We start from the raw sequence: 21,504 nt of genomic DNA, 5'->3' as shown, positions 1-21,504 counted from the left end.
TAACCGATATTCTCCTATTTTTCCTGCCGCTTTTCTCTTGTCTTGTTATTCGTTTTCTTCTTCCCTATCTGTCGTTTTTTCAACCTTCCCAATACGTCTCCTTTTCTATAATTAATACTTAGTTTCATTTAAGTTTTTTGTTCCCTGTTTGTCGAATTATTCCCTTTTTACTACCAAAAGAGCTTATTTTTTATACAAGTTGAGCCTTGTTTTAAGCGACATATTAGGAACTTATTTACTTTAAGAATGCCTTTCTCCATCCTTACTAACTATTCTGTATAACAGTACTTTAGCTCTTTTAAATTGTACGAAACGTTTAAATGAAACCCAAACAATTCACTTTTTTGTCGCCGTTTGGCTTTAATTGCCTTTGTAAACATACTGATTTACAACTCTTTATATGCTCTTCTACACTCAAAGAAATATCTTCCTAATTTGTCGCAAAGCCCTTTTTCCTCAAAGAACTTCCTTTTTTGTCGTCTTTCAAATGCTTCTTTCTGATCGTTCTAGGCGTTTTAACTTACTTATTTGTCGCACTTCTTAGTTTTAAGTAAGTAAGTTTTCTCTCCCTATTTGTCGTTTCTTACCTTTTAATATACCCATTATAACCTTACTATTTTGTCGTCTTTTTCCCTCCAGATAGATGTTATCTCAGTTTTTGGGGGTTATTTCTTCTTATTTAGAGGAATGTTTTTTCTTTATTTTTTTGCCGTTTAATCTTTAGTTTTTAGAGCCTTTCTCTTATTTAAATGGACTCGTTTTATTTTGCTAATCAGAGCTATTTCTCAAATTAGTATCTTACTCTTTCCTAGATAGTTAGTCGTTTCTTGTGAATAAGAAGAGATGTTATTTCTGTGGCTTTTATACCCTTTAATTGCCCTTCTAAGTTTCATTACCAATGCAGGAAGTGCTTTTCTTTATTTAAAGAAAGCCTCCCTTCATGTTAAAGAGAGCCTTTCCTTACATTGAAGAAGGCGTTTCTTTGTTTTATAGCTGAGTTCTTCTTTGTTTTTAGTTGAATTTCCTTTGTTTTATAGGCTGGCTTTCTTTATTTTACAGGTGTGTCTTCTTGGTTTTATAGTTGGGCATTCTTTGTTTCGTTGAAAGTGCTTTTATGTACTTATTGGAATCTCTTTAGCTTCTTTTTTTACCCTCTTTTCATGTATTTATCATTGTTTCTTTTCCTCTTCCTGCACACCATTTCGCTTTCTTCTCCCCTACTTACTTCCTCCTTACAAAGCTCTTTGTTTTACCTTATTAATACTAATATGTATTTATTCTTTTGCTTGTCTGTTTTAAAACATATTTATATATACATATTAAAAACGCACTCCTTTTATATGTATCTAAGGGTTTACTTCTTTCTTTGAATATGTTATTACACTTTTAATTAACTGCTTATATATATATAAATATAATACTATTATAAATTAAATATATGTTTACTTGCTTCTTAAATACTACTAATATATAAATAAAAAAATACTTATTTGCTTATTTGTTATCAGTTGTATGTATTTATATAAACACTTTTATAATACTGATTGTGTCTATCTTCTATTATTAAATATATAAAAGTATAAAAGTATAAACTACTTGTTTGTCTTTCTATAAACGCTCTACTTTATCTTTATAAATACTTCTCAATTCGTTATTAGTACGTCTTTATTATATAAATATATACTTTTCTTTTCATCTGCAAATAGTACCCTATGTTTGAATTTTACCTCATTTTAATGTTTCCTGCTATACTCCTTTTATATTTCTTACCTATTTCCAATTATCAAGATATATATTTGTTATTTCTTTTTAAATTCTCTTTTAATACTTATAAAGTACTGAAAAACAATATTATATACTAATATATAAATAATTATTTGTGTATATCTTGCCTTTTTTTTTCGGCTCTTCTTAAAGGTTAAAACGTACTTTTGTATCTTTGTATAAATATATGTTTATACTAAAATAGATACCTACTTTGATTTTTTCTAGTATCATGTTTATATAAATGTATAACCTCCTTTTATTCTTATTAGAACGTTCTTCTATATGAATCAATAAATATATAATATATTTCTCTAGGCTCACTTTCGTCCGAAAATATATCTAAATATATAAAAGTGTAATATCTTCTTCTTGTTAAAATAATACTTCTAATATCTATTTAGATACTTATTTGATATATAGATAAGCGTTTTTAATAACTAAATATATAAACAAATAAACACGTATATAAGTGTTTGTTTGTTTGTTTAAATGTGTTTTTAATGATTTATCTCATTACTTTTTCAAACAAAAACATTTGAATGTATTTGTTTCTTTCAGTATTTAGGTGTATATTTGCATACACATTAATATAAATGAACGAAGCGATGTTTATTTATTTAGAAAGGCTAAAACATAAATATATAAAAACGTATGAAGAAGTTTAAAATATCATCTGTTCAGAGTGAAACTCTCAACTGGAGCCTTGGTTTGTTTCTAGCGTTTAGTTTGGTGAATAGCATTGATCACTGGACAGGAGCACCCACTGATGGGATGACATCATTGACTGAGACCTTTGAAACTGTTCAAAGTTCTTCGGCGATTCAGATAGCAGAGTCGATTCTTGTATGCGCCACTCAGTTGGTGATGTGGGAGGTTTTTCGCAGGTGCCTGAATAATAGTAAGCATTTCTTTTTGCAGTTGGCTATGATTGTGATTATGGTTTTGTCGGTGCTGGGAACAGCCGCTGTTTGTTACAGAGCATTGTTACCTGCTCACGACATTATGATGGAGACACCACGCGAGGAGGCATTGATTCAGACCTTCCGAGGCTACAACAATGTTGTTATTGGACTATTGAATCTATTCTTAGGAATCGGTTTGGTGCGTAAGTTCCGAGGCTCCATTCGTTTGTATGGTATGTCTATCATTCTTTGTCCAATCCTCATTTTCCTAACTGGCGGAGTATTTTATTATATGTACAATGAGGTTGGAGGACTATCAATGACAGCCATTGACACTTACGGAACCATCCTTACACTGATTGTCTTCGTGCTCGGTTTGATTCCATCGATTGCCCTTCGTGGTTCGATGTCAGCGGATATTACAGAAGAGGACCTCGATGAGGAAGATGCGAATCAAGCGTAAACAAGTGTGCTTCTCAGCACAGTTTTATGTATAATATATATATAAATAAGGTGGGGGAGGGCGTTACCTGAATCGAAAGTAAGATTCTTCAACATTTATAACTGCTGTATTTCTCGTATTTGCGAGTAGATGGTAAGGTGGTTTAAAAAACGCCAGAAATGAAGGAGAAAAGGGTAGCGTAAACTTTACAAAATGATAGTAAAATAAGTAAATAATATGCAATTAGGCTCTTGTAAGCCGTCTGAAAGATAATAAAACATGGTTATGGATGCCAAAGATATAACTTTTCTACCTGTGAAGAAATGGGAGCAAAGAGCTTCAAATATCTTCCTTACGCTCTTTATTATCGGTATGATAGCCTATTCAATGGTGTATGTTCTTGGTCCGAACACGCTCTTCTGGTATGGTTCTGGGCTAAGTCAAATGGATTTAGAGACCCTCACGAACATCCCATTTAATTGTGGGTTTGCGGGCTTGATGACCCTCTTTGGACTTGTTATCCATCGCATTGGTCGGTCGCATGTAGGCTGGATGAGCATAGCAATAGGGGCTTGGCTGTTTGCTACCTTTTTGATGATCATGCTTTGTTCCAATATCATCGTTGCGCTTACATTCAGCTCTTCTGTGAGCAATGAGTTCGATGCTGACATTATGAATACATGCCATGGAGTTTATTTTACATGCGTTACTTTGAGTTTTCTCTGCTATGTTTACATAATCAGTCGGTCACTCCTTTTGAGTAAAGGTCACCTCAAGATATTGTTTGTTAAGCAGTTAGCAGCCTTCTGTGTGTTCCTCATCTTGATACAATTCTGTCTACCGGGAGCAGCCAACAATAACGTTCCTTTGATGTTAGAAATTATATTATGTCTGTGCTATCTATCCGTCGTTCTCTATATCGGAGTGTTATGGAGGAATATCTTAGATGCAGCCCATCTACATGCTCCTAGCACGGATAACTACATTAAAGGTCAGTGGTTATTAAAGGACGAAGAAGAACTATTTATAGACGAAATAGACGAATGAAAAAAGAAAAGATCATATCTTGTTTGCCTGCAACGAGGCTCGAAGAGAATCTGATGAGTGCCTTTCTTTCGCTCTTCATCCTAGGTGTATTGGGTGACGTAATGGCATTAGGTAGTCAGTTAGAGATCGTTAATGACAACATCTTCACAGATGAACAAAACACGCTTGTCGACCATTTCTCCATGATAGCAGAGCTTTTGGCGAGCTATTCCTTCATGGCTATGATCGCCGTATTTGCACGTGTGGCGCACCGCTTGGGACGTGCTGTAAGTGGTTGGACAATCGTTAGTTACACATCATGGATACTAGTAGTTTTCGGTGCAATCTATCTAACAGATGTGAAGCCCTTAGAGCTTTTCTCCGAGGCAGACTATAGTGGCGAAGCCTTCTATATAAGCTGGAAAACCATCGTGAGTCTATCCCGTTGGGTGGCAGTAACCGCCTATTTGTTCCTCATTGTACGCCTAATAATGCTTACAGGAGGCAAACTTTACCATCTGATAATCAAACAGATATGGATGTTGTTAGCCCTTATCTTGGTCGTTATCGGTTCGTTTCTAATCTTCCTTCTGGGGCTTGATATGGGAGTAAAAGGATGGATTTCAGAAGTTTATTCCTATGCCCTTCCCATCTTTATTATCGCTGATGTGATAGGTATCGGAGTGGTTTGGAAGAAAATGCTGATAGGTGACAATAATACGACAATATAATTAATAAGAATAGAAACAAATATCAACAACAATAATGAAGAATAAGAAAGTAGTATTTGCAAACCAAAAGGGTGGGGTAGGGAAGAGCACCCTCTGCATCCTGTTTGCTAATTATCTCGCCTCAAAAGGCAAGGATGTTTGCATCATCGATACCGACTTGCAGAAGACCATCCTCATGCAACGTCAGAAAGACGCACAGCTCTATGAGGGTGAAGATGAGCCTTACAACGTGCAGGATTTCGATGTTACTGACGTCGAGACCATGCAGGAGTTGATGGATTCGGCATCGCAGGTTGACGGTTTCGTGTTGTTCGATTCCCCTGGTAACATCAGTGAGGACGGATTGGCACCATTGTTTGTTGAAGCCGATTACATCGTTTGTCCTTATGAATATGAGGATAAGACACTCGACTCAACAGGTACTTTTGTACAGGTAATCAACGTTTTACGCGAGCATAACCCACAAATGCATGCACAGCTCTTCTTCGTTCCTAACCGCATTGACCCACGTATTGGTACGGCGGAGGAGCAGGATATGTGGGAGAAAACTGATGAAGTGTTTGGCAAGTTCGGAAAGGTTACTCCAGCCGTAAATAGTCGTGCAACTCTGAAGCGAACGAACACTTTTGAGCTCCTAGCCACGCAACGGAGTGCAGTGAAAGAAGCGTTTGAGTTTATGATTAAGAGAATGAAATAGCCTCACCCCCACCCCCTCTCCGAATGGAGAGGGGAGTAGATAGTACAGAAGGCGGGAGTTAGGATATTTGATGATGACGATAAGTTACATTGTCTAATTAGCCTTTCTCGGAAGAAAAGGAGATTAGATGGAACCAAAGAGGAAGGGTTGAAACCTAATAGGCAACAGTTTCCACACTATCTAATCACTCCCCTCTCCATTCGGAGAGGGGGCGGGGGTAAGGCTAGTTGGAGTTTAGTTTTGACTTTTAAAAATACTATTTTGAATTAAACATGGCAAAGAAGAAGAGAACAATGGTTGTGATGCCGGGTGCAATGGCAGACTTGGCTCATAGCGTTCAGAGAGTAAATACAAGTGTAGCTAATGCTAATGCTGACGACAAACAGACTGATAATGAGGAGGTTGAAGTCGTTGATAAGACGGAAGAAGAGCCACAGGAAGAAGTGCAGCAGGCAGTAGAGCAGGTGGAAAACGAGCGTCCGACAGTAGTGGAGCAGTCCACTGATCAGGTAACACAGACGGCTGAGACAGAACCAGAAACACAGCAGTCTCGGTTTGGTCAGGTGTCTGCAATCGATGCAGTGAATGATGAGAAAGACCGCACGGCACCAGCTGCAAAGAAGTTACCAAAGGCCGAGGGCAGGCAGTTGGCACGTGAGTATTCAATGGCAAAGGATAGCGGTGAGGATAGTTGGCAGCTCTTCCTCGACCTGGCACGAGACTATAAAATGCGTGACTCACGCCTTGCAACGGTATATATAGACTCTAATTTGAAGAGCGTACTAGACCGATTAAAGTCGGCAACGAGTATCAAACTCCCCTCGACAGCCATCCTTAGTGCAATCGTGGCACGCTTTGTCTTCGAGCATGAGAAGGACATCAAGAACGCTATCTTTGGGGAGAGTCTGCTGTAAGGAAAGCCTCACTCGCAAGCCATACAGGCTCACCACTAGCCCAACTACAGCCTCACCCCCGCCCCCTCTCCGAATGGAGAGGGGAGTGAATACTGCTGTTTGCATACGAGAGGATGGTTGAGGAAGTCTCCTCCGACCCCTCCGAAAGGAGGGGAGTATTGCTTGGACGTTGGCTGGGGAAGGCTGGTCGAAGTATTACGAGGTACTGCCTCGTAAGCTGAAATAGCAGGACAACAAACAAAGGGGGGCTCTTTTTAAAACGAAGGGGGCGTTTCTTCGCATCAAGGAGAGGCTTTCTTCACATCAACGGAACGCCCCCTTCATCTGCAAACAACAGTCTTCACTCCCCTCTCCATTCGGAGAGGGGTTGGGGGTGAGGCTGTAGTTGGAGAGGGGGAGAGGCTGTAGTTGGTTGGGGGTGAGGCTATTCTTTATATTAAAACATTGATAATGGAACATAGAAAAGACATACAGATTCCAGCCTCGGCAACGGACGGGAAGAGGGGAGATAGTAGGGTAGCAAGACCCTACAAGATGGCACTTACAGGACAAATCATACTCTATTTCTTTGCTATCGCACTCTTTGCTTTCGGCATTGCAATCATCTATGATGCCGTACAAACAGGCGTTTTGACCACTATTTTACATGGTTCTGCCTCATTGCACGATTATATCTCCACACTTATGGGGCTCATCCTCCTCCTTTTGCCAGTATTTGCCATCCTCTATACAAGGCGTGATAAGGTGTATATCTATGAAGATAGAATCGTCAAGGAAACCCTCTTTGGCACTCGAGTTCTGTTCTTCAATAGTATTGAAAGTGTGCTACCTTCTTACGGGAATGGTATCGAATTCGTACCCTATCAGGGTGCAGGAAAGAAGATAACCTTCGGTGTTTACTATCGAGATTACCATGACGTGGAACGCTGGGCAGGGCGTTATTTCCATAATTACTTCCTCCGTGAGAAGAGAAAAGACCGCCAGGCGATAAGGCAGAATAGCTCTTTAGGAGCCAATGCAGTCGAACGGCTCAATCAGAACGAACGCAATCGTCTATGGGCACGAGCGGTGAATATCCTTGCAAACATCGTCACCGTCGCCCTCATCTTCGTACCAATGCCCTATTACCGATACGTCTTTTTGGCGGCAGCAGCAATGCCCTGGCTGGCGAGCATTGTGTTTATCAAGTCGAAAGGAACGGCACTTTTCGATGTATATCGTGATAGTACCGACCGCCCAACATTGTTTAGTAGTACCTATTTAGTGTCTTTGGTGCTGTTGTGTTTAGCGTTGCGTGAGAACATAATAGACATTTATCCGCTCATACCCTATATGCTTCTGTGCATTGTTGTGGTCTCTATTCCGTTCCTCTGGTACAACTTCAGTTTCACAAAATCACGTGTGGACAATCCAACCGAGCAGTTTATTTTTGTCCTCTTCTTCGCTATCTTTTATGCGATTGGCACCATCATAACCTATAACGTAGCGTTTGATTACTCCGAACCAGATCATCACATCAGTTATGTGAAGGATAAGTTTGAGACGAGCGGACGCAGTCATGCATATAAAGTGCGCTTTGCCTCCTGCGGAACTATGCAAGAGGATGGTGAGATAACAGTATCGAAAAAGGAGTATGAGACCTATCAGGAGGGAGATAGAATTGATGTTGAGGAGTATAAAGGAGCCTTAGGTGCAGCCTTTTATATGGCTCATTGAGAATAAGGAAGAAGCCTAACAGACGACCAACTACAGCCTCACCCCCAACCCCTCTCCGAATGGAAAAGCCTCCCCCAACCCCTCCGAAGGGAGGGGAGAGCCTAACGGGAGCTAGCTAGGAAAAGGCACTCTTAATACAAAGGGGGCGTTTCTTCAAAACAAGGAAAGGCTCTCTTCGAGGCAAGGAAACGCCCTTTTCACGTGAAGAAGAGGCTCTTTTAGACAGAAAGAAGTGTTTTGGGGGAATACATCCCCTCCTTCGGAGGGGCTTGGGGAGGCTTCTCTTCCATACGAGGAAAGCCCCGCTTCGAAGAGAGGGTGGGGGCGTTAGATTCTTTGAACATTATATTTAGAATTGAATAAGTATGCTTAAAACAGATTTAGATATAGCTGTTATCGGTGGAGGAGCAGCTGGTTTCATGGCAGCGATAACGGCAAAGGAAACACATCCAGAGGCTCGGGTGACCATCTTCGAACGGGCATTGAAGGTGCTAGCAAAGGTGGAGGTGACAGGCGGCGGACGCTGTAATGTGACCAACAGTTTCGCTCGCATCACTGATTTAAAGCAGGCTTATCCACGTGGACACAAGCTGATGAAACGCTTGATGAGCACCTTTAATCATGAAGACACTTATCGATGGTTCGAGCAACGGGGCGTTCCTTTGGTGACGCAGGATGATGAGTGCGTCTTTCCGAAGGCGCAGGATTCGCACGTAGTGATGGATTGTTTAACACGACAAGCCACTCGGTTGGGTGTAACCATCTGCTGCCGTTCCCGTCTGACAGGACTTACGCAGATGGAGGACGGGCGTTGGCAGTTAGCGTTCCAACAGGGTTCTCACCGCATATTCCAGCGTGTTATCATCACAACAGGCGGTTCGCCGCAGGCACGTGGACTAGCTTATCTTGCCGAACTAGGGCATACCATTGAGCCACCCGTGCCCTCTCTCTTCACGTTCAACATACGAGATAAGGCGTTCTGCAACCTCATGGGAACCGTTGTCGACCCTGTTGTGATGTCGATACCAGGCTCTAAAATGCGCTCCGTGGGCGCATTGTTGGTCACACACTGGGGTGTTAGCGGTCCTGCCACACTGAAGTTATCGTCTTACGCAGCCCGTTTTCTGGCAGAGAAAGACTACCATTCGCCCCTAGCCATCAGTTGGACGGGCGAGAGGAAACGGCAGGAAGTGGAAGAGGAATTGCTCCGTTTGCAGGCACAGAACCCACGGAAACAGATTGGGACATTGCACCCTTTCAGTCTTCCGCAGCGTTTGTGGACTTATGTCATCAGTAAGTTAGGGCTTGAGACATGCAAACCTTGGGCAGAGATAGGGCGTAAGACGATGAATAGAATCATCGAGACGCTGACTAACGACCAATATGTTATTGCTGGAAAGGGCACCTTCCGTGACGAATTTGTCACCTGTGGCGGTGTGAGTCTGTCGTCTGTTCATGCACAGACCCTCGAGAGTAAGCATTGTCCAGGACTATTCTTTGCAGGTGAAGTGTTGGATGTTGATGCCATAACAGGCGGTTTCAATCTGCAAGCGGCATGGACAATGGGGGTTGTTGTGGGGCGTCAGTAATACGTTGAAAGATGATAGAAAACTTGTGATTTCACAATCTTTTTAGTAACTTCGCATAATCAATTACATCCCACACTATCTCCCTCTTTCACCCTCCTAGGCTTCACAGGGAGATGAAAGGAGGAACAGGGGCTGGTGAGCGGAGCTTTCTTACAAATAAAAACTATGGGTAGAAATAAGTTTGCAGACAGCGAAATAAAACAGATAGCGAAGCTACTTCGATTGAAGAATGCGGGTAACAGAGCCAAACAAAAGCTCGTTCGGCATGACCTCAGAACGCTATTTGAGTTTAACATATCCGACTTCAATGTGCCTGGTAAGGCTTTCGGTGAAGCCGAACTCTATGAGGCTATCGATCGTGGAGCCATCCAAATACTCGATGATGCTACTATTGCGGATATGAAGGCGAAGCGTGCTCGTGATAAGGAACGCGATAAGGTGGAGGCAGAACGACGTGCGATAGAGTCGGGCGAGATGACCGATTGGAAGCAAGCAATGGAGGAGTGGGATGCCTCCCGAAGCCTGAATGTGAATCTTGAAATAGACATTTAATTGATTATGACACTATATCCAAAATTGATAACAGACGCCCTGGAGAAGGTAATCTACCCCGGGACGAAGAAGAATCTCATAGAGAGTGAGATGCTGGCAGATACTCCGAGTATTAATGGAAACAAGGTGAAGCTCACGTTGATATTCCCTCGTGAGACCGATCCGTTCCTCAAGTCGACCCTTAAAGCAGCCGAGGCGCAGATTCACTACTCGGTGGGGAAGGACGTAGAAGTGACCATCGAGACCGAGTTCAAGAGTGCACCTCGCCCAGAGGTGGGCAAGTTGTTGCCACAAGTGAAGAATATCATTGCCGTTAGTTCGGGTAAAGGTGGAGTGGGGAAGAGCACCATTTCTGCCAATCTAGCTATCGCTTTAGCTCGCTTGGGGTATAAGGTTGGATTGCTCGATACCGACATCTTCGGACCGAGTATGCCTAAGATGTTCGGTGTAGAAGACGTCCGTCCGTATGGCGTTGAGAAGGATGGTAGACAGCTAATAGAGCCTGTTGAGAAGTATGGCGTGCGGCTTCTTTCCATCGGATTCTTCGTTAATCCCGATACAGCAACGCTGTGGCGAGGGGGCATGGCGACGTCAGCTTTGAAACAACTCATCGCTGATGCCGATTGGGGAGAGCTTGATTATTTCATCCTCGACACGCCTCCTGGGACCAGTGATATACACTTGACACTGATGCAAACACTATCAATTACAGGTGCAGTGATTGTTTCCACTCCTCAAAGTGTAGCCCTTGCCGATGCGAGAAAAGGCATTGATATGTACCGAAACGACAAGGTTAACATTCCAATCTTAGGCTTGGTAGAGAACATGGCATGGTTTACTCCAGCCGAACTACCGCAGAATAAGTATTATATCTTTGGTAAGGACGGCTGTAAGAACCTAGCGAAAGAACTCAACTGTCCGTTACTTGCACAGATACCAATCGTTCAGAGTATTTGTGAAAACGGCGATAAAGGTACACCAGCAGCCTCTCAAGTGGACACCGTGACCGGTCAGGCGTTCTTGAGTCTGGCGCAGTCTGTGGTGACAGTGGTCAACAGACGGAATAAAGAACAAGCCCCAACGAAGATTGTTGAGGTAAAGAATTAAGGCGAGATAACGCCTTTGAAGCATGAAAAAAAGAAAGTCTCACTAAGAAATCTATCGTATATAGAAATCTTAGTGAGACTTTCTTTTATTTCGTTCAGCCCTTACGAAACCCCGATGAAATGCAAGATAGAAGGGGTGAAGAGCGCAGTGAAGATACCATTTAATGTAATTCCAAGACTGGCAAATGCGCCATATTTACTGCTATAAGCCATCGCCGTGGATGCGCCAACAGCGTGAGAAGCAGCGCCCATAGATAGTCCCTGAGCTATCGGACTACGCACATGTCCTATCGCCAAAGCCTTGAATCCAACCAAAGCTCCTATAATACCTGTGATGACAACAACGGCAGCTGTGAGTGAAGGAATACCTCCCAAGCTCTGCGTAACCTCCATTGCTATAGGGGTTGTGACCGACTTACTTGCCATTGACAACACGACAACATCCGACGCACCACATAGTTTGGCAACTGTGACAACACTCACAATTCCAACCAAACAGCCCACTAGCTGCGACAGAACAATGGGCAACCAAAGACGTTTGATAGCGTCTAACTGTAAATAAAGAGGAACCCCTAAGGCTACGACCGCAGGCTTCAACCAGAAGTCAATGAGCTGTGCGTCTTGCTTATACACTTGAAAGGGAACACCCGTTACCTTTAAGTATATAATGATAAGAATGATAGCAATAAGGATGGGATTTAACAGCATCCAGCCTGTCTTCTTTTGTAGTCGTTTGATCAAAAAGAACGTCCCGCAGGTGAGCGTCAGGATAACATATTGATTAGAGAAGATGTCCCGTCCGTCCTGAATGAGGTTCACCGTCTGATTGATGGTTTGGTCTATTGAAATCATAACTTAGCCTCCTTTTCATCCATAATATCCTTTCCTTGCAAGGCTTCAGTCGTGAGAATCTGTTCCTCCTCGGTGTATTCTGCATATTCTTTGAGTATCTCCTTCATCTTTTCCGCCTGCCTCTTATGGGCACGATGATGTAGTAAGTCGAGTGCTATCATTCGACGTTCTAGTTTAATAACAAGCTGGTGCATGTGTCCAGTAACCACTAGAACGAGCACCGTACTGACGATAGTTGCCGTCACAATAGGGAACCACTCCTTCTCAATCAGGTCCAAATAAAGAATCAATGCCACCCCAGGTGGAACGAAGAAGAAGCCCAGATTGGCGATAAGAAGCTCCGATAAGTGTTCAACCCAACTAAGTTTTACCCATCCCAACTTAAGGAATAAGGTGAGAAACAACATACCTATGATACTGGACGGCAGCTTAACTCCTGTCGCCCATACGATAAGCTCTCCCAATGCAAGGCATCCGAAGATAACAAAAAACTGTATTGCCATTTAGAAAAGATGTAATATCAATGACAGCATTTAACGCTGAATAATCATCTGACAGAGTGCAGAAAAGTGGCTGCAAAGGTATATCTTTTTAACCAGCTTATCACTTATCTAGCCCAGAAAGGAGCCTTTGGAAGGCAAATAGATGACATTTATCAAGAAGAAAACGACCATAATCAAAATAAATTGTGTAACTTTGGATAGAATAGCGACAATCCTTTATACAAGGGCACCTTGTGCGATTGGCTGATTTTGGGGTAACGATTTGGCAACCGTTCCATTTGCTGTGTACTGCTTTGTTTTGCTTGCAAAGAACTCTTTATCTCCGACAAAGATAATGATTATTCCCGAACAATTCTACTCTTTGCTTTATTTTTTCAAGGCAAGGAAAAAATTATTCCCCTGCCGATTTCAAGAAGTAGAAACACGATGTTGTGAAGAAATTGCGGATATATGGAATTGCCCCTATCACGGCGTACAGCCTTCGGGGACGCAGGTGGAATTTCACCTCGTAATGCGGATTGATGAAATAGAAAGTCCTGTCAATGGCTTCAAAGCCTTCCTTTCTCATCGTCCTCTCAAACAACTCTATCGGGCATTTGGTCTTCTTGATGTTCAACAGTTCTCTGACGCATCCCTCGTCTTCCTTCCGAGCCCTCAATATCCGCTCATACAATCTCGTCGGAAGCAGGTGAAAGAAAGGCAGGTGCGAGAGGAAGCGGCTTCGGCATATCTGCTGATGCCCACCGAAAGGCATCTGCCAAGCAGGAAAGGACATGAAAATTACCCCCCGGGTTTTTAACAACTGTTTACACTTGTGCATAAATTCCTCCTTGTCGTCGATATGCTCTATCACATCATGGCAGACAATCAGGTCGAACTGATGCCTGAGTTCCTTCAACAGGAACACATCGGAGGCGATGAAACGCCCTTTTGCTCCGTTCTCTTGGAAAAACTTCCTTGCGTCCCTTATCCGTCCCTCTGCCATATCCACGCCCACTACATCGCAGCCCATGCGTGAGAAAGGCAGGAGGTTTCCACCGTCCCCGCAGCCTATCTCCAACACTTTCGTGCCTTTCCCTACCTGCCTGTACCGCTTGATGTAAGGAATGAAATACTTCTCGCTTGTGGTTGCGAGTTCGTTGAAATACTGTCTTCGGTTAAGTTGTCTTGACTGCATCTTATTTTAGGGGTGTTATGGTTTCAACGACAAAGGTAGCAATAATCATGGAATAAGACCGCATGTTTCATTCGTTACCATGAAAAATACCTATAAATGATTATATGGCAATGCGATATGGACGAGTGCAACCCAAAGTTTCCGCTCTTTCGTTTGCGGAATGGCGGGAAAATTCGTATATTTGCGAGGTACGACTAAAAAAGATGTAAATATGGCACACCGTAAAACTTGTTTTGTTTTATTGTTCTTGGCATTCCTGCTGGCATGCGCGTCCTGTTCCAATCCCCAAGACGAGGACAGGAAATCTTCTTTTCAATTGGATAAACCTTATAGGGAAATCATGCAAGGCTCTACGCTCCGTGTGTTCATCATGAGTGGCAGTGGAGACTTGCAGATAAGCAATTCCAATGCGTTTAAGGACTATGCTAGAATTGCCTATGCGAGAACTCCCGAACAGGCAGGGCATGTAGGTGTTCTTTCAATCCAAGCCCTGCAAGTGGGAGAATTTCAGGTCTCACTGACCGACAACCTCACAAAGGAAAGACAGCAACTGACCGTTAAAGTCCTCCCGCCTTATCTGTTACTGGAAATTCACGAAGGCTCAGACCCTGTATGGTCAATAGGAAGCGGAGTTTCGGGACTTTTCCTTGTCCAGAACGCAGCGCATTCTTTTTATCTGTGCCGTTACAAGCCCACTCTCTATCGGTATGTCAGTCCTGCCGTTCTCTCGGGCGTATATGAGATTGTCATGAAAGACGGCGTTCCGACGAACTTGCGCCTGCAAAGCAAGAAACAGGGAATTGTCCGTGATTTCACCTTGACAGGGAAAAACAAGAAAGAGGCTTTGGAAAAACTCGGGAGATTAGGCAGGCTCGGACTTCTTCCGAATGAAGAGAAATTCATCTGTCCCGTCTTTCTTGACGAACACGACATGGAAGAGCATATCATGGCGGAAATGACTTATAAGGAAGCAACCTTGCCTGAGAAAGTCATGGAGTGAGATGCAGGAAAGGAAGTGGAGCATGCGGAGGCACGGTTACAGCCTCACTCCCTTGCTCCTGTTCTCTTGGGAGGAATGGACGGACAAATGTCTGAATTTCTCCCACTGCTCCTTAAACCAACGGGCAATCGGCACTCTGTCCACGAGCAGGTCGAGTACGGTCTTGCCATCCCTTTCCTCCCTGCCCACCTGCAAGCGTGCCTTCTCAACGGCGAACGAACGCCTGTACTCATCAGAATGCAGTTTCCCCGTAACAACGAGTACTTTGCCTTGCAGGAGTTCGTCCGTGTGTCTCTCTGACAATCCGACCGAACGGCAAAGCCTTTCAATACGGAAAAACTCGGCAAGCATGGGAAACCATTCCTTTGCCTTGTCGATGATGCGCCTGAGATTGCCGATTTCACGCTGATGCTGCTCCGATGCCCGCAACCGCTCGGCGACGTGGCTTTCCTTCATTTTCTGCATATCCGTGCGCATCTGTCCGATGCTCTCTTTCAGTTCCGCCACCTCACCATGCAACTGCCTGTTCTCGCTTTCAAGCCTGCTCACTTTATTACCGCCCAACAGGAAGTTGATGCCGTTGAGTGCTGCTGTGGCGGTCTTGGTAGCTGAGTTTTTCAGTTCCACCGTTTTTTTCTCCGCCTTGATGCGTGCGAGTTCCATTTTGGCTTGCTCCGCCTCCTCGATGATGCACCGTGCTTCCGCCTCCCTTGCCAGCAGGTTGGCGATGTTCTCCTGTATGTCCTCGCCCTGCGTGATGAGATTGCGGTAATACTCATGCGTGGAGAGGTGCTTGGCTGTCGAGCCCCTGACACCCCTTTTCAGCTCGTACTTCGCCATGTGTTCGGCGTAGGTGTCCTGATACCTGATGAGGTTGGCACGGCTCATCACCTCGTCTGCGCAGAGGCGTGGGGCTGTCGCTTTCGTCCTGTACCTGCGCTTTGCCTTCTCTTCCTTTTTCTGCTTCCTGCGCTCACCCTGCACTATCGGCACTACGGTGGCATGGATGTGCGGTGTTTCCTCGTCCATGTGCAGGACTGCCGACACGAGGTTGTCCGCCCCGTAGGTCTCTCTCAGCCACGCCACGCTGTCATCGCACCACTCTCCGAGCCTCCTTTCGTTTTCCATTCGTTCCATATCCTCGTGCGTTCCGCTCAGCACGATGCGGATTGCCTGTACTTGGTTCTTCCCTATCTTGCGTTTCAGCCCTGCCGTGTCAAGGCGGTGGCGTATGGCAGCCGTGCGGTTGCACACACCGTCGGGAAACCTGATTAACTCACGGTTGAGGTGCGTTCTCGTAGGGTCTATGTTCTTCGGCACGATGGTGCGCTCGATGTGAGCCGACATTCCGCTGTCGGCTCCCTTTGCCTTTTCCAAATGCAATACGCAATATCCCATATCCTTTTGTCTTTTTTTAATGTTGTCATTATCTTGTTTTCGTTGCCTTGATGTCCTTAGATACGGTCGGTGGACAATCGTTGAAAGGAGGAAAGACTTCCTTTCGGCTTGCTCGTTTCTTTATGCCGACAGGCTCGGCAGGGGTGTCCAGAGGGGTGCAACCCCGTTGGCTTATTGGGAGATTTTCAGCGGACACGGAGTGAAGCGTGAGGAAAATCCCCTAATAAGCTACGGTATTTTCTCTTTTGAAAATATCCGTACCGTGCTTACCACGTGGGCATTTGCCCCTGCCACTTCTTTCCCTTATAACCTGAAGTCCCCACGGTTTCTCCATCGGTGCTGCCGATTGGACTTGTTTCTCCGAAGGCATACTTGGACTGCACCCGAATATCTGAATACCCTGCATGCTTGGAAATACAGAATGCACGGCTTGCCGTGACTGCCTTTTTCTGTTGCTTATATCAGCGTGTCTTGCCTGTTCCGTTTCAGCCTGTAATGCCACTGCCGTTTCCCACCGAAGTCGGAGTGATGAAAATTCTGATGAATTGATGAATGTCGTTCCAATAATCTGGAAATCAACATAATATGCTTTCATCATGCCCTCATCAAGCCGCTTGTCAAAGTGGAGTTTCATCATTTCCGATTCCTCTATCCCTGCATTTCCTCCAACTGCTTCCTGCCGATGGTGTAAAAACGCCCCGTGCGCCTAATCTCCGTATATGGGCGCATGTTGTCATAGCTCGGCTGGCAGGTCGTATAGGTGAGCGTGTTTTCGGCAGGAGTGAGTTTCCATATATCCTGCACGATACGCCTTACCTGCGTCCTGTCCGTCCTGCAGCCTGCGCAGTTCAGCAGAAGGAGCATGTCGTTGATGCAGAAAGAGAAAGCGGACGCTTTCATGCAGTCCATGACTTCAAGGCAGGTTTCCGCCATCTCCACCTCCGTCCTGTTACGGTTGCTCCGTATAATCCTGCTCAGGGCTTGCGTGTGGATGAGTTCGGGACTGAACCACATGCGGCTCTCTTTCTTCGTGGAGAGCGTGCGGTGCTGGAGAAAATAGAGGAAGGCGGGTATTTCCTCCTTTACCCTTTGCAGGAAGTCCGTGTCGTCCTTTTCTATCCTCCCCACCTTCCTCACCCAATAGCGTGTCTCTCCTGTGTCGATTATGACGGGTAGACGTTCGTTGTTGGAGCATAGTACGAACTTGGCGAAGAATGAAATCTCATCCCTGTCCTTGCCCTTCGCCTCCACCTTGTAGGAAAGGGTGGTGCTGAGGTTCTTGAGCCGCTCGCTGTCCTCCCTGCGGTCGAGAAGCACCTCGTCCACGAGGATGAGCAGTTTCCCTGCCCAGTCCGAGTTGAACTGACTTCGGAAGTCCTCGTTGGTGTTGAAGGTTACATTGCCCCCGAAGAGGGCTTTGAGGAAGTTGAGGAACGTGCTCTTGCCCGTGTTGCGCTCCTCTGATACGAGCAGCAGGATGGGCAGTTTCTCTATGGGCTGCAGGTAGAGTAGTTGCAGGTAGTCCATGCCAAGTTCGTACTGCTCCCCGAAGATGTGCCTTGCCAATGCCTCGATATGGGGAAACACACCTTGCTTCGGATGATGCCCCGTCGGCTCGTAGAGGTTGAGGAAACTGCCTACTACGGGCTGATAGTTCACATGGTCGGGGACGGTGCAAAAACCGTCATACTTCGGGACGGTCGCCAGATAGTCCCTGCCGTAGTCCTGACGGAGCGTCTCGTTGTTCCACACGATGCGCTTCCTTACAAAACCGCCTCCGACAAGAGGCATGTCTGCAAGTTTGTAGAGCGTTGTGCCCACACGGACGAAAGCCCCGTCCTTTTTTCTTTTTTCGGGCATATCTTCCAGCAGCCCGTCATTGTTTTTCTTATCCATTTCTTTCTTGCTTAAATGGTTGATATATAGCATCGTGCAAAGTTACGGACATCGTTCGGAAAACTACTTGTGAAGAATGGCGCGGAACGGTGAAAGAAAAACGGAATGGAATAAAAACAGGGGAAAGCAGGGAGGTGCGGAGCAATAATTGAGGGGAACAGGAGGATAATTTTGCAGGATTTGTCGAGGGTTGCTGAAAAAGGGAAAATGCCTTTTTCTTTCATCGTTCGCAAGCGTCTGATGATATGTTGATGAACTTGCAATCGCTTGATATTCAATCATATTATATCAATATTCATCAATTCATCAAAATAAAAGAAGTTGTGTTCGGTATGTTTTTCTTTTCTCGGCAGTCCTATACGACTCGTCCCTAACTGTTATCCCTGCCCTTCAACCACCCAAAAAGAAAAAGGTTTATTTCCCCCATCGACACAAGGGGATAAACCTCTATAAACCTCTGTCAAGGCGTTTCAGCAGGGACTGCCTGCCCGTGCAGGAAGGAGCATGACAAACCTTTCGTGCCGTTCGTTCAGCATTGCGATGACATGCTCCCAAAGCCTTTTTGCCCTTTGCGACCTGATACGGAACGCAAGGGCTATGACCATTTCAAGGCTGTACGCATCAAGCCAGCGACCCTCCGCCACCCTGATGTTCCTCTCTGCCGTGCAGGGGTGCAGCAGTCCATCCCTGTATATCTTCTTGACCAGCGTGTGGATGGTATGTCCGAACACGCCAAACAGGTCGGCAATCTCAAACTCGCCCATCCATATTTCGCCGTTGGGTATGACGATGTTCCCGTGCTCGTCTATCGTGATTATTCGACGGGCATTGCTGCTTATGTCTTTCCCTTTCATTGTCATGCCATCTTAATATTGCCAAATGAGGCGTTGAGCTTGCTGCCGAGCATGGAGAGGTCGGTGTCGAGTTTCTCGGTGGTTATCTTCGCATAGAGTTGTGTGGTTACGATGTTCGTGTGTCCGAGTACACGGCTCACGCTCTCAATCGGCATGCCCTTGCTCAGAGCCAATGTCGCAAAGCCGTGCCTTGCGCAATGGAAGGAGATGTCCTTTGTTATCCCGCACTCGCTGATGACTTTTTTGAGCTTCTTGCAGACCGTCCAGTAGTTGATGTCCCCGAATATGGAGTTGTCCTTCTGGAACGGTCGGTATCTGTCGATGATTTGCAAGGGTATATCGAGCAGTTTCACTTGGTACGGCACCTGTGTCTTGTGCCTTTTTGCAAGTATCCACTTCTCGCCGTTCACCTCCACAATCTCATCGGTGGTGAGTTCCTTCAAGTCCACGAAGGAAAGGGCGGTGAAGGAGGCGAAGACAAACAAATCACGCACGAAGGCGGAATGGCTGTCCTTGAACTCGTGCGAAACCAGTGTCTTCAACTCGTCCTCCGTGAGGAACGCACGCTCCTTCGTGTTCGGGCTGATATGAAACTGCGCGAACGGGTTTCTCGGTATCTTGCCGTTGAAGTGCGCACGCATCACCACGCCTTTGAGCCACATGCAGTTTATCCATATCGTGGCGTTCCTGTTTCCTTTCACCGTGCTGAGGTACACGGCGAAGTCCCTGATGAAGTCGGGGGTGAGTTCCAGCATCGACATGTCGCTGCGGTTGTACTTGTGGCGGATAAACCTCGCCGTGTTGTTCCTCGCCCTGAGCATCACCTTGTATGTTCCCATGCTCCTGTCCTTACCCACACGCTTGAACAGAGAGGCGCAGTCCCTGTCGAACGCTTTCATCAGGGTGTCGTACTCGCTGCCCAGCCCCTGATAGGCGTTGCGCACCATCTCCGCCGTGACGAACGCCTCACGGTCGGAAAGACGCTGATAGTGCTTGATGATTTGCGCCTTGATGTTGTCGAGCGAGAGGTTGGTGGCGATGGCTTCCCTGCTCTTGCCTTTCGCCCTGTTGCCTTTCACATCCCACAACTCCTTTGGGATGGTGCGCTTGCAGCTGAACTGAGCCACCGTGCCGTTGATTGTAACCCGTCCCATGATGGGGACGATGCCGTCTTTCTCCTTGCTGCCGTTCACATAGAACAGCACCTTGAATGTGCTTCTTGCCATTGTCTTTTCTTTTTGGTTGCAAAATTAAACATGAAAGAGCCTAACCCTGCTATGCAAAATATAGAGCAATAGAGCAACAGCAACGGATGCACGGAAAACCGCTGTTTTTCTCCTCTTTAGCGGAGGTAATTATCCTGCTTTCGGGTAACGATTTGAAAACATTTCTGTTTCAATAATCCGCATTTTCCTGCCTCGTGGCAGGTGGCGGATTTGCTGCGATTTACACCGTATAGCCCTAATAATCAAGCCGAATTGCGTTAAACTTCCGATTTCCTGCAAATATTACAGCGATTTTTAGTAAGTTTGCAGATATTTTAAAAACGTTTATGTCCCCATCAGAATGACTGAGATTGATAACAAGATATCCGATAAGAAACTTCGATTAACCATAAGGATTGGTCGTAATAACATGACCTTCTCCGTTGGAGACCCACAAGAGAATGGTGTCTTGGCATACGAGCCTTATGAAATGAATACGGGTATCTCGGTGGCTGCTAACCTTCGGGACGCATTTAGAACATCGGAACTCTTGCAGAGTGGATACAAACGGGTGCTTGTTCAGATGGACTCTCCTGTTATGCTCATGCCCATTGAGGAGTATGAAACGCAGGATGTGGATACGCTTTATTATCACACCTTTCATCACAAGGGGAACGATGAGGTGCTTGCTTACCAACTAAAGGAACTGAATGTGGTAACGGTGTTCTCAATGAATAAAGACTTGAGGCTCGTTATCGAGGATCACTTCGAAGACATACGCATACAGCCTTTGATGTGTCCTGTCTGGACGCATCTCTATCGTAGAACATACGCTGGAGCACGCCGAAAGTTATATGCCTATTTCCATGAAAAGCGTATGGAAGTGTTTAGCTTTCAGCAGAATAGATTTCGTTTTGCCAATACTTACGAAACAGAAAACGCCCAAGATGCCCTCTACTACCTATTATATATATGGAAGTTGACGGGTTTGGATACCCAACAAGACGAACTCTTGTTGATTGGAGATATGCCACAAGCGGAGCTGCTCACCGAGGAACTGGCTAAGTATCTGCGCTTCTCTCGCGTGGTGGAGCAGGCGGATGACTTCGCACAACATCATGCCTTGGCAGAAAGGAAGGATATTCCTTACGATATCAAAGCCATCTATCTGGATTAA

General features: G+C 45.2%; 19 protein-coding genes. 11 read left to right on the top strand and 8 right to left on the bottom strand.

Features of this window, described 5'->3' with window-relative positions; genetic code table 11:
- Positions 1–2,418 precede the first annotated feature (2,418 nt).
- From F0475_RS11260 to F0475_RS11220, 9 genes are all read left to right on the top strand, one after another.
- Positions 2,419–3,132, top strand: a complete 714-nt coding sequence (locus F0475_RS11260) for a hypothetical protein (protein ID WP_155716706.1) — start codon at positions 2,419–2,421, stop codon at positions 3,130–3,132.
- A gap of 264 nt (positions 3,133–3,396) precedes the next feature.
- Positions 3,397–4,158, top strand: coding sequence for a hypothetical protein (locus F0475_RS11255; RefSeq protein ID WP_155716705.1), 762 nt, complete (start codon positions 3,397–3,399; stop codon positions 4,156–4,158).
- On the top strand, positions 4,155–4,868 hold the full coding sequence (locus F0475_RS11250) for a hypothetical protein (protein WP_155716704.1): 714 nt from the start codon (positions 4,155–4,157) through the stop codon (positions 4,866–4,868). Before F0475_RS11255 ends, F0475_RS11250 begins: the two co-directional genes overlap by 4 nt.
- Before the next feature lie 34 nt (positions 4,869–4,902).
- Positions 4,903–5,565, top strand: coding sequence for a ParA family protein (locus F0475_RS11245; protein WP_155716703.1), 663 nt, complete (start codon positions 4,903–4,905; stop codon positions 5,563–5,565).
- Between the two features lie 272 nt (positions 5,566–5,837).
- The gene (locus F0475_RS11240; RefSeq protein WP_155716702.1) at positions 5,838–6,479 is read left to right on the top strand and encodes a hypothetical protein; all 642 of its coding nucleotides are present in this window, start codon (positions 5,838–5,840) and stop codon (positions 6,477–6,479) included.
- 450 nt (positions 6,480–6,929) lie between these two features.
- Positions 6,930–8,195 (top strand): hypothetical protein, encoded by a 1,266-nt coding sequence (locus F0475_RS11235; protein WP_155716701.1) that lies wholly within the window; start codon positions 6,930–6,932, stop codon positions 8,193–8,195.
- Between the two features lie 365 nt (positions 8,196–8,560).
- A complete protein-coding gene (locus tag F0475_RS11230) occupies positions 8,561–9,784 on the top strand; it encodes a BaiN/RdsA family NAD(P)/FAD-dependent oxidoreductase (protein WP_155716700.1) in 1,224 nt (407 codons plus the stop codon).
- Between the two features lie 165 nt (positions 9,785–9,949).
- Positions 9,950–10,336: a hypothetical protein gene (locus F0475_RS11225; RefSeq protein ID WP_155716699.1), complete on the top strand. Its 387-nt coding sequence runs from the start codon at positions 9,950–9,952 to the stop codon at positions 10,334–10,336.
- A 6-nt stretch (positions 10,337–10,342) separates the two neighbouring features.
- The gene (locus tag F0475_RS11220) at positions 10,343–11,443 is read left to right on the top strand and encodes an Mrp/NBP35 family ATP-binding protein (protein ID WP_155716698.1); all 1,101 of its coding nucleotides are present in this window, start codon (positions 10,343–10,345) and stop codon (positions 11,441–11,443) included.
- 101 nt (positions 11,444–11,544) lie between these two features.
- Here F0475_RS11220 and F0475_RS11215 read toward each other — a convergent pair whose 3' ends face one another.
- The 3 genes from F0475_RS11215 to F0475_RS11200 form a co-directional block, all read right to left on the bottom strand.
- Positions 11,545–12,294, bottom strand: a complete 750-nt coding sequence (locus F0475_RS11215) for an LrgB family protein (RefSeq protein WP_009435308.1) — start codon at positions 12,292–12,294, stop codon at positions 11,545–11,547.
- Positions 12,291–12,797 carry a CidA/LrgA family protein gene (locus F0475_RS11210; protein ID WP_155716697.1) on the bottom strand — a complete coding sequence of 169 codons (507 nt, stop codon included), beginning with the start codon at positions 12,795–12,797 and terminating at the stop codon, positions 12,291–12,293. The genes F0475_RS11215 and F0475_RS11210 overlap by 4 nt, the downstream gene beginning before the upstream one ends.
- A 391-nt stretch (positions 12,798–13,188) precedes the next feature.
- Positions 13,189–13,974 (bottom strand): class I SAM-dependent methyltransferase, encoded by a 786-nt coding sequence (locus tag F0475_RS11200; RefSeq protein WP_064972251.1) that lies wholly within the window; start codon positions 13,972–13,974, stop codon positions 13,189–13,191.
- 340 nt (positions 13,975–14,314) lie between these two features.
- Here F0475_RS11200 and F0475_RS11195 point away from each other — a divergent pair, with 340 nt between their 5' ends.
- Positions 14,315–14,974 (top strand): hypothetical protein, encoded by a 660-nt coding sequence (locus F0475_RS11195; RefSeq protein ID WP_234423004.1) that lies wholly within the window; start codon positions 14,315–14,317, stop codon positions 14,972–14,974.
- Between the two features lie 36 nt (positions 14,975–15,010).
- Here F0475_RS11195 and mobV read toward each other — a convergent pair whose 3' ends face one another.
- The 5 genes from mobV to F0475_RS11170 all read right to left on the bottom strand — a co-directional run bounded on the left by mobV (position 15,011) and on the right by F0475_RS11170 (position 20,348).
- The gene (mobV, locus tag F0475_RS11190; RefSeq protein ID WP_155716694.1) at positions 15,011–16,372 is read right to left on the bottom strand and encodes a MobV family relaxase; all 1,362 of its coding nucleotides are present in this window, start codon (positions 16,370–16,372) and stop codon (positions 15,011–15,013) included.
- 220 nt (positions 16,373–16,592) lie between these two features.
- Positions 16,593–17,009, bottom strand: coding sequence for a hypothetical protein (locus F0475_RS11185; protein WP_004363970.1), 417 nt, complete (start codon positions 17,007–17,009; stop codon positions 16,593–16,595).
- 11 nt (positions 17,010–17,020) lie between these two features.
- Positions 17,021–18,268, bottom strand: coding sequence for a primase-helicase family protein (locus tag F0475_RS11180; protein WP_004363971.1), 1,248 nt, complete (start codon positions 18,266–18,268; stop codon positions 17,021–17,023).
- Positions 18,269–18,738: 470 nt separating this feature from the next.
- Positions 18,739–19,128, bottom strand: coding sequence for a hypothetical protein (locus F0475_RS11175; RefSeq protein ID WP_004341058.1), 390 nt, complete (start codon positions 19,126–19,128; stop codon positions 18,739–18,741).
- Positions 19,125–20,348, bottom strand: coding sequence for a site-specific integrase (locus F0475_RS11170; protein WP_004341056.1), 1,224 nt, complete (start codon positions 20,346–20,348; stop codon positions 19,125–19,127). The genes F0475_RS11175 and F0475_RS11170 overlap by 4 nt, the downstream gene beginning before the upstream one ends.
- A 340-nt stretch (positions 20,349–20,688) precedes the next feature.
- Between F0475_RS11170 and F0475_RS11165 the strand changes: the two genes are divergently transcribed.
- On the top strand, positions 20,689–21,504 hold the full coding sequence (locus F0475_RS11165; protein WP_155716693.1) for a DUF3822 family protein: 816 nt from the start codon (positions 20,689–20,691) through the stop codon (positions 21,502–21,504).

Source organism: Prevotella vespertina, from assembly GCF_009728485.1.
In the GTDB taxonomy this organism is placed as follows: Bacteria; Bacteroidota; Bacteroidia; order Bacteroidales; family Bacteroidaceae; genus Prevotella; species Prevotella vespertina.
The sequence above is the reverse complement of the archived record's forward strand: the minus strand, read 5'-3'. Positions and strand labels throughout refer to the sequence as shown.

What these genes read in the sequence shown, in the direction of transcription:
- F0475_RS11260 (WP_155716706.1), top strand. Translation starts at nt 2,419, where the DNA reads ATGAAGAAGTTTAAAATATCATCTGTTCAGAGTGAAACTCTCAACTGG.
- F0475_RS11255 (WP_155716705.1), top strand. Translation starts at nt 3,397, where the DNA reads ATGGATGCCAAAGATATAACTTTTCTACCTGTGAAGAAATGGGAGCAA.
- F0475_RS11250 (WP_155716704.1), top strand. Translation starts at nt 4,155, where the DNA reads ATGAAAAAAGAAAAGATCATATCTTGTTTGCCTGCAACGAGGCTCGAA.
- F0475_RS11245 (WP_155716703.1), top strand. Translation starts at nt 4,903, where the DNA reads ATGAAGAATAAGAAAGTAGTATTTGCAAACCAAAAGGGTGGGGTAGGG.
- F0475_RS11240 (WP_155716702.1), top strand. Translation starts at nt 5,838, where the DNA reads ATGGCAAAGAAGAAGAGAACAATGGTTGTGATGCCGGGTGCAATGGCA.
- F0475_RS11235 (WP_155716701.1), top strand. Translation starts at nt 6,930, where the DNA reads ATGGAACATAGAAAAGACATACAGATTCCAGCCTCGGCAACGGACGGG.
- F0475_RS11230 (WP_155716700.1), top strand. Translation starts at nt 8,561, where the DNA reads ATGCTTAAAACAGATTTAGATATAGCTGTTATCGGTGGAGGAGCAGCT.
- F0475_RS11225 (WP_155716699.1), top strand. Translation starts at nt 9,950, where the DNA reads ATGGGTAGAAATAAGTTTGCAGACAGCGAAATAAAACAGATAGCGAAG.
- F0475_RS11220 (WP_155716698.1), top strand. Translation starts at nt 10,343, where the DNA reads ATGACACTATATCCAAAATTGATAACAGACGCCCTGGAGAAGGTAATC.
- F0475_RS11215 (WP_009435308.1), bottom strand. Translation starts at nt 12,294, where the DNA reads ATGATTTCAATAGACCAAACCATCAATCAGACGGTGAACCTCATTCAG.
- F0475_RS11210 (WP_155716697.1), bottom strand. Translation starts at nt 12,797, where the DNA reads ATGGCAATACAGTTTTTTGTTATCTTCGGATGCCTTGCATTGGGAGAG.
- F0475_RS11200 (WP_064972251.1), bottom strand. Translation starts at nt 13,974, where the DNA reads ATGCAGTCAAGACAACTTAACCGAAGACAGTATTTCAACGAACTCGCA.
- F0475_RS11195 (WP_234423004.1), top strand. Translation starts at nt 14,315, where the DNA reads ATGCAAGGCTCTACGCTCCGTGTGTTCATCATGAGTGGCAGTGGAGAC.
- mobV (WP_155716694.1), bottom strand. Translation starts at nt 16,372, where the DNA reads ATGGGATATTGCGTATTGCATTTGGAAAAGGCAAAGGGAGCCGACAGC.
- F0475_RS11185 (WP_004363970.1), bottom strand. Translation starts at nt 17,009, where the DNA reads ATGATGAAACTCCACTTTGACAAGCGGCTTGATGAGGGCATGATGAAA.
- F0475_RS11180 (WP_004363971.1), bottom strand. Translation starts at nt 18,268, where the DNA reads ATGGATAAGAAAAACAATGACGGGCTGCTGGAAGATATGCCCGAAAAA.
- F0475_RS11175 (WP_004341058.1), bottom strand. Translation starts at nt 19,128, where the DNA reads ATGACAATGAAAGGGAAAGACATAAGCAGCAATGCCCGTCGAATAATC.
- F0475_RS11170 (WP_004341056.1), bottom strand. Translation starts at nt 20,348, where the DNA reads ATGGCAAGAAGCACATTCAAGGTGCTGTTCTATGTGAACGGCAGCAAG.
- F0475_RS11165 (WP_155716693.1), top strand. Translation starts at nt 20,689, where the DNA reads ATGACTGAGATTGATAACAAGATATCCGATAAGAAACTTCGATTAACC.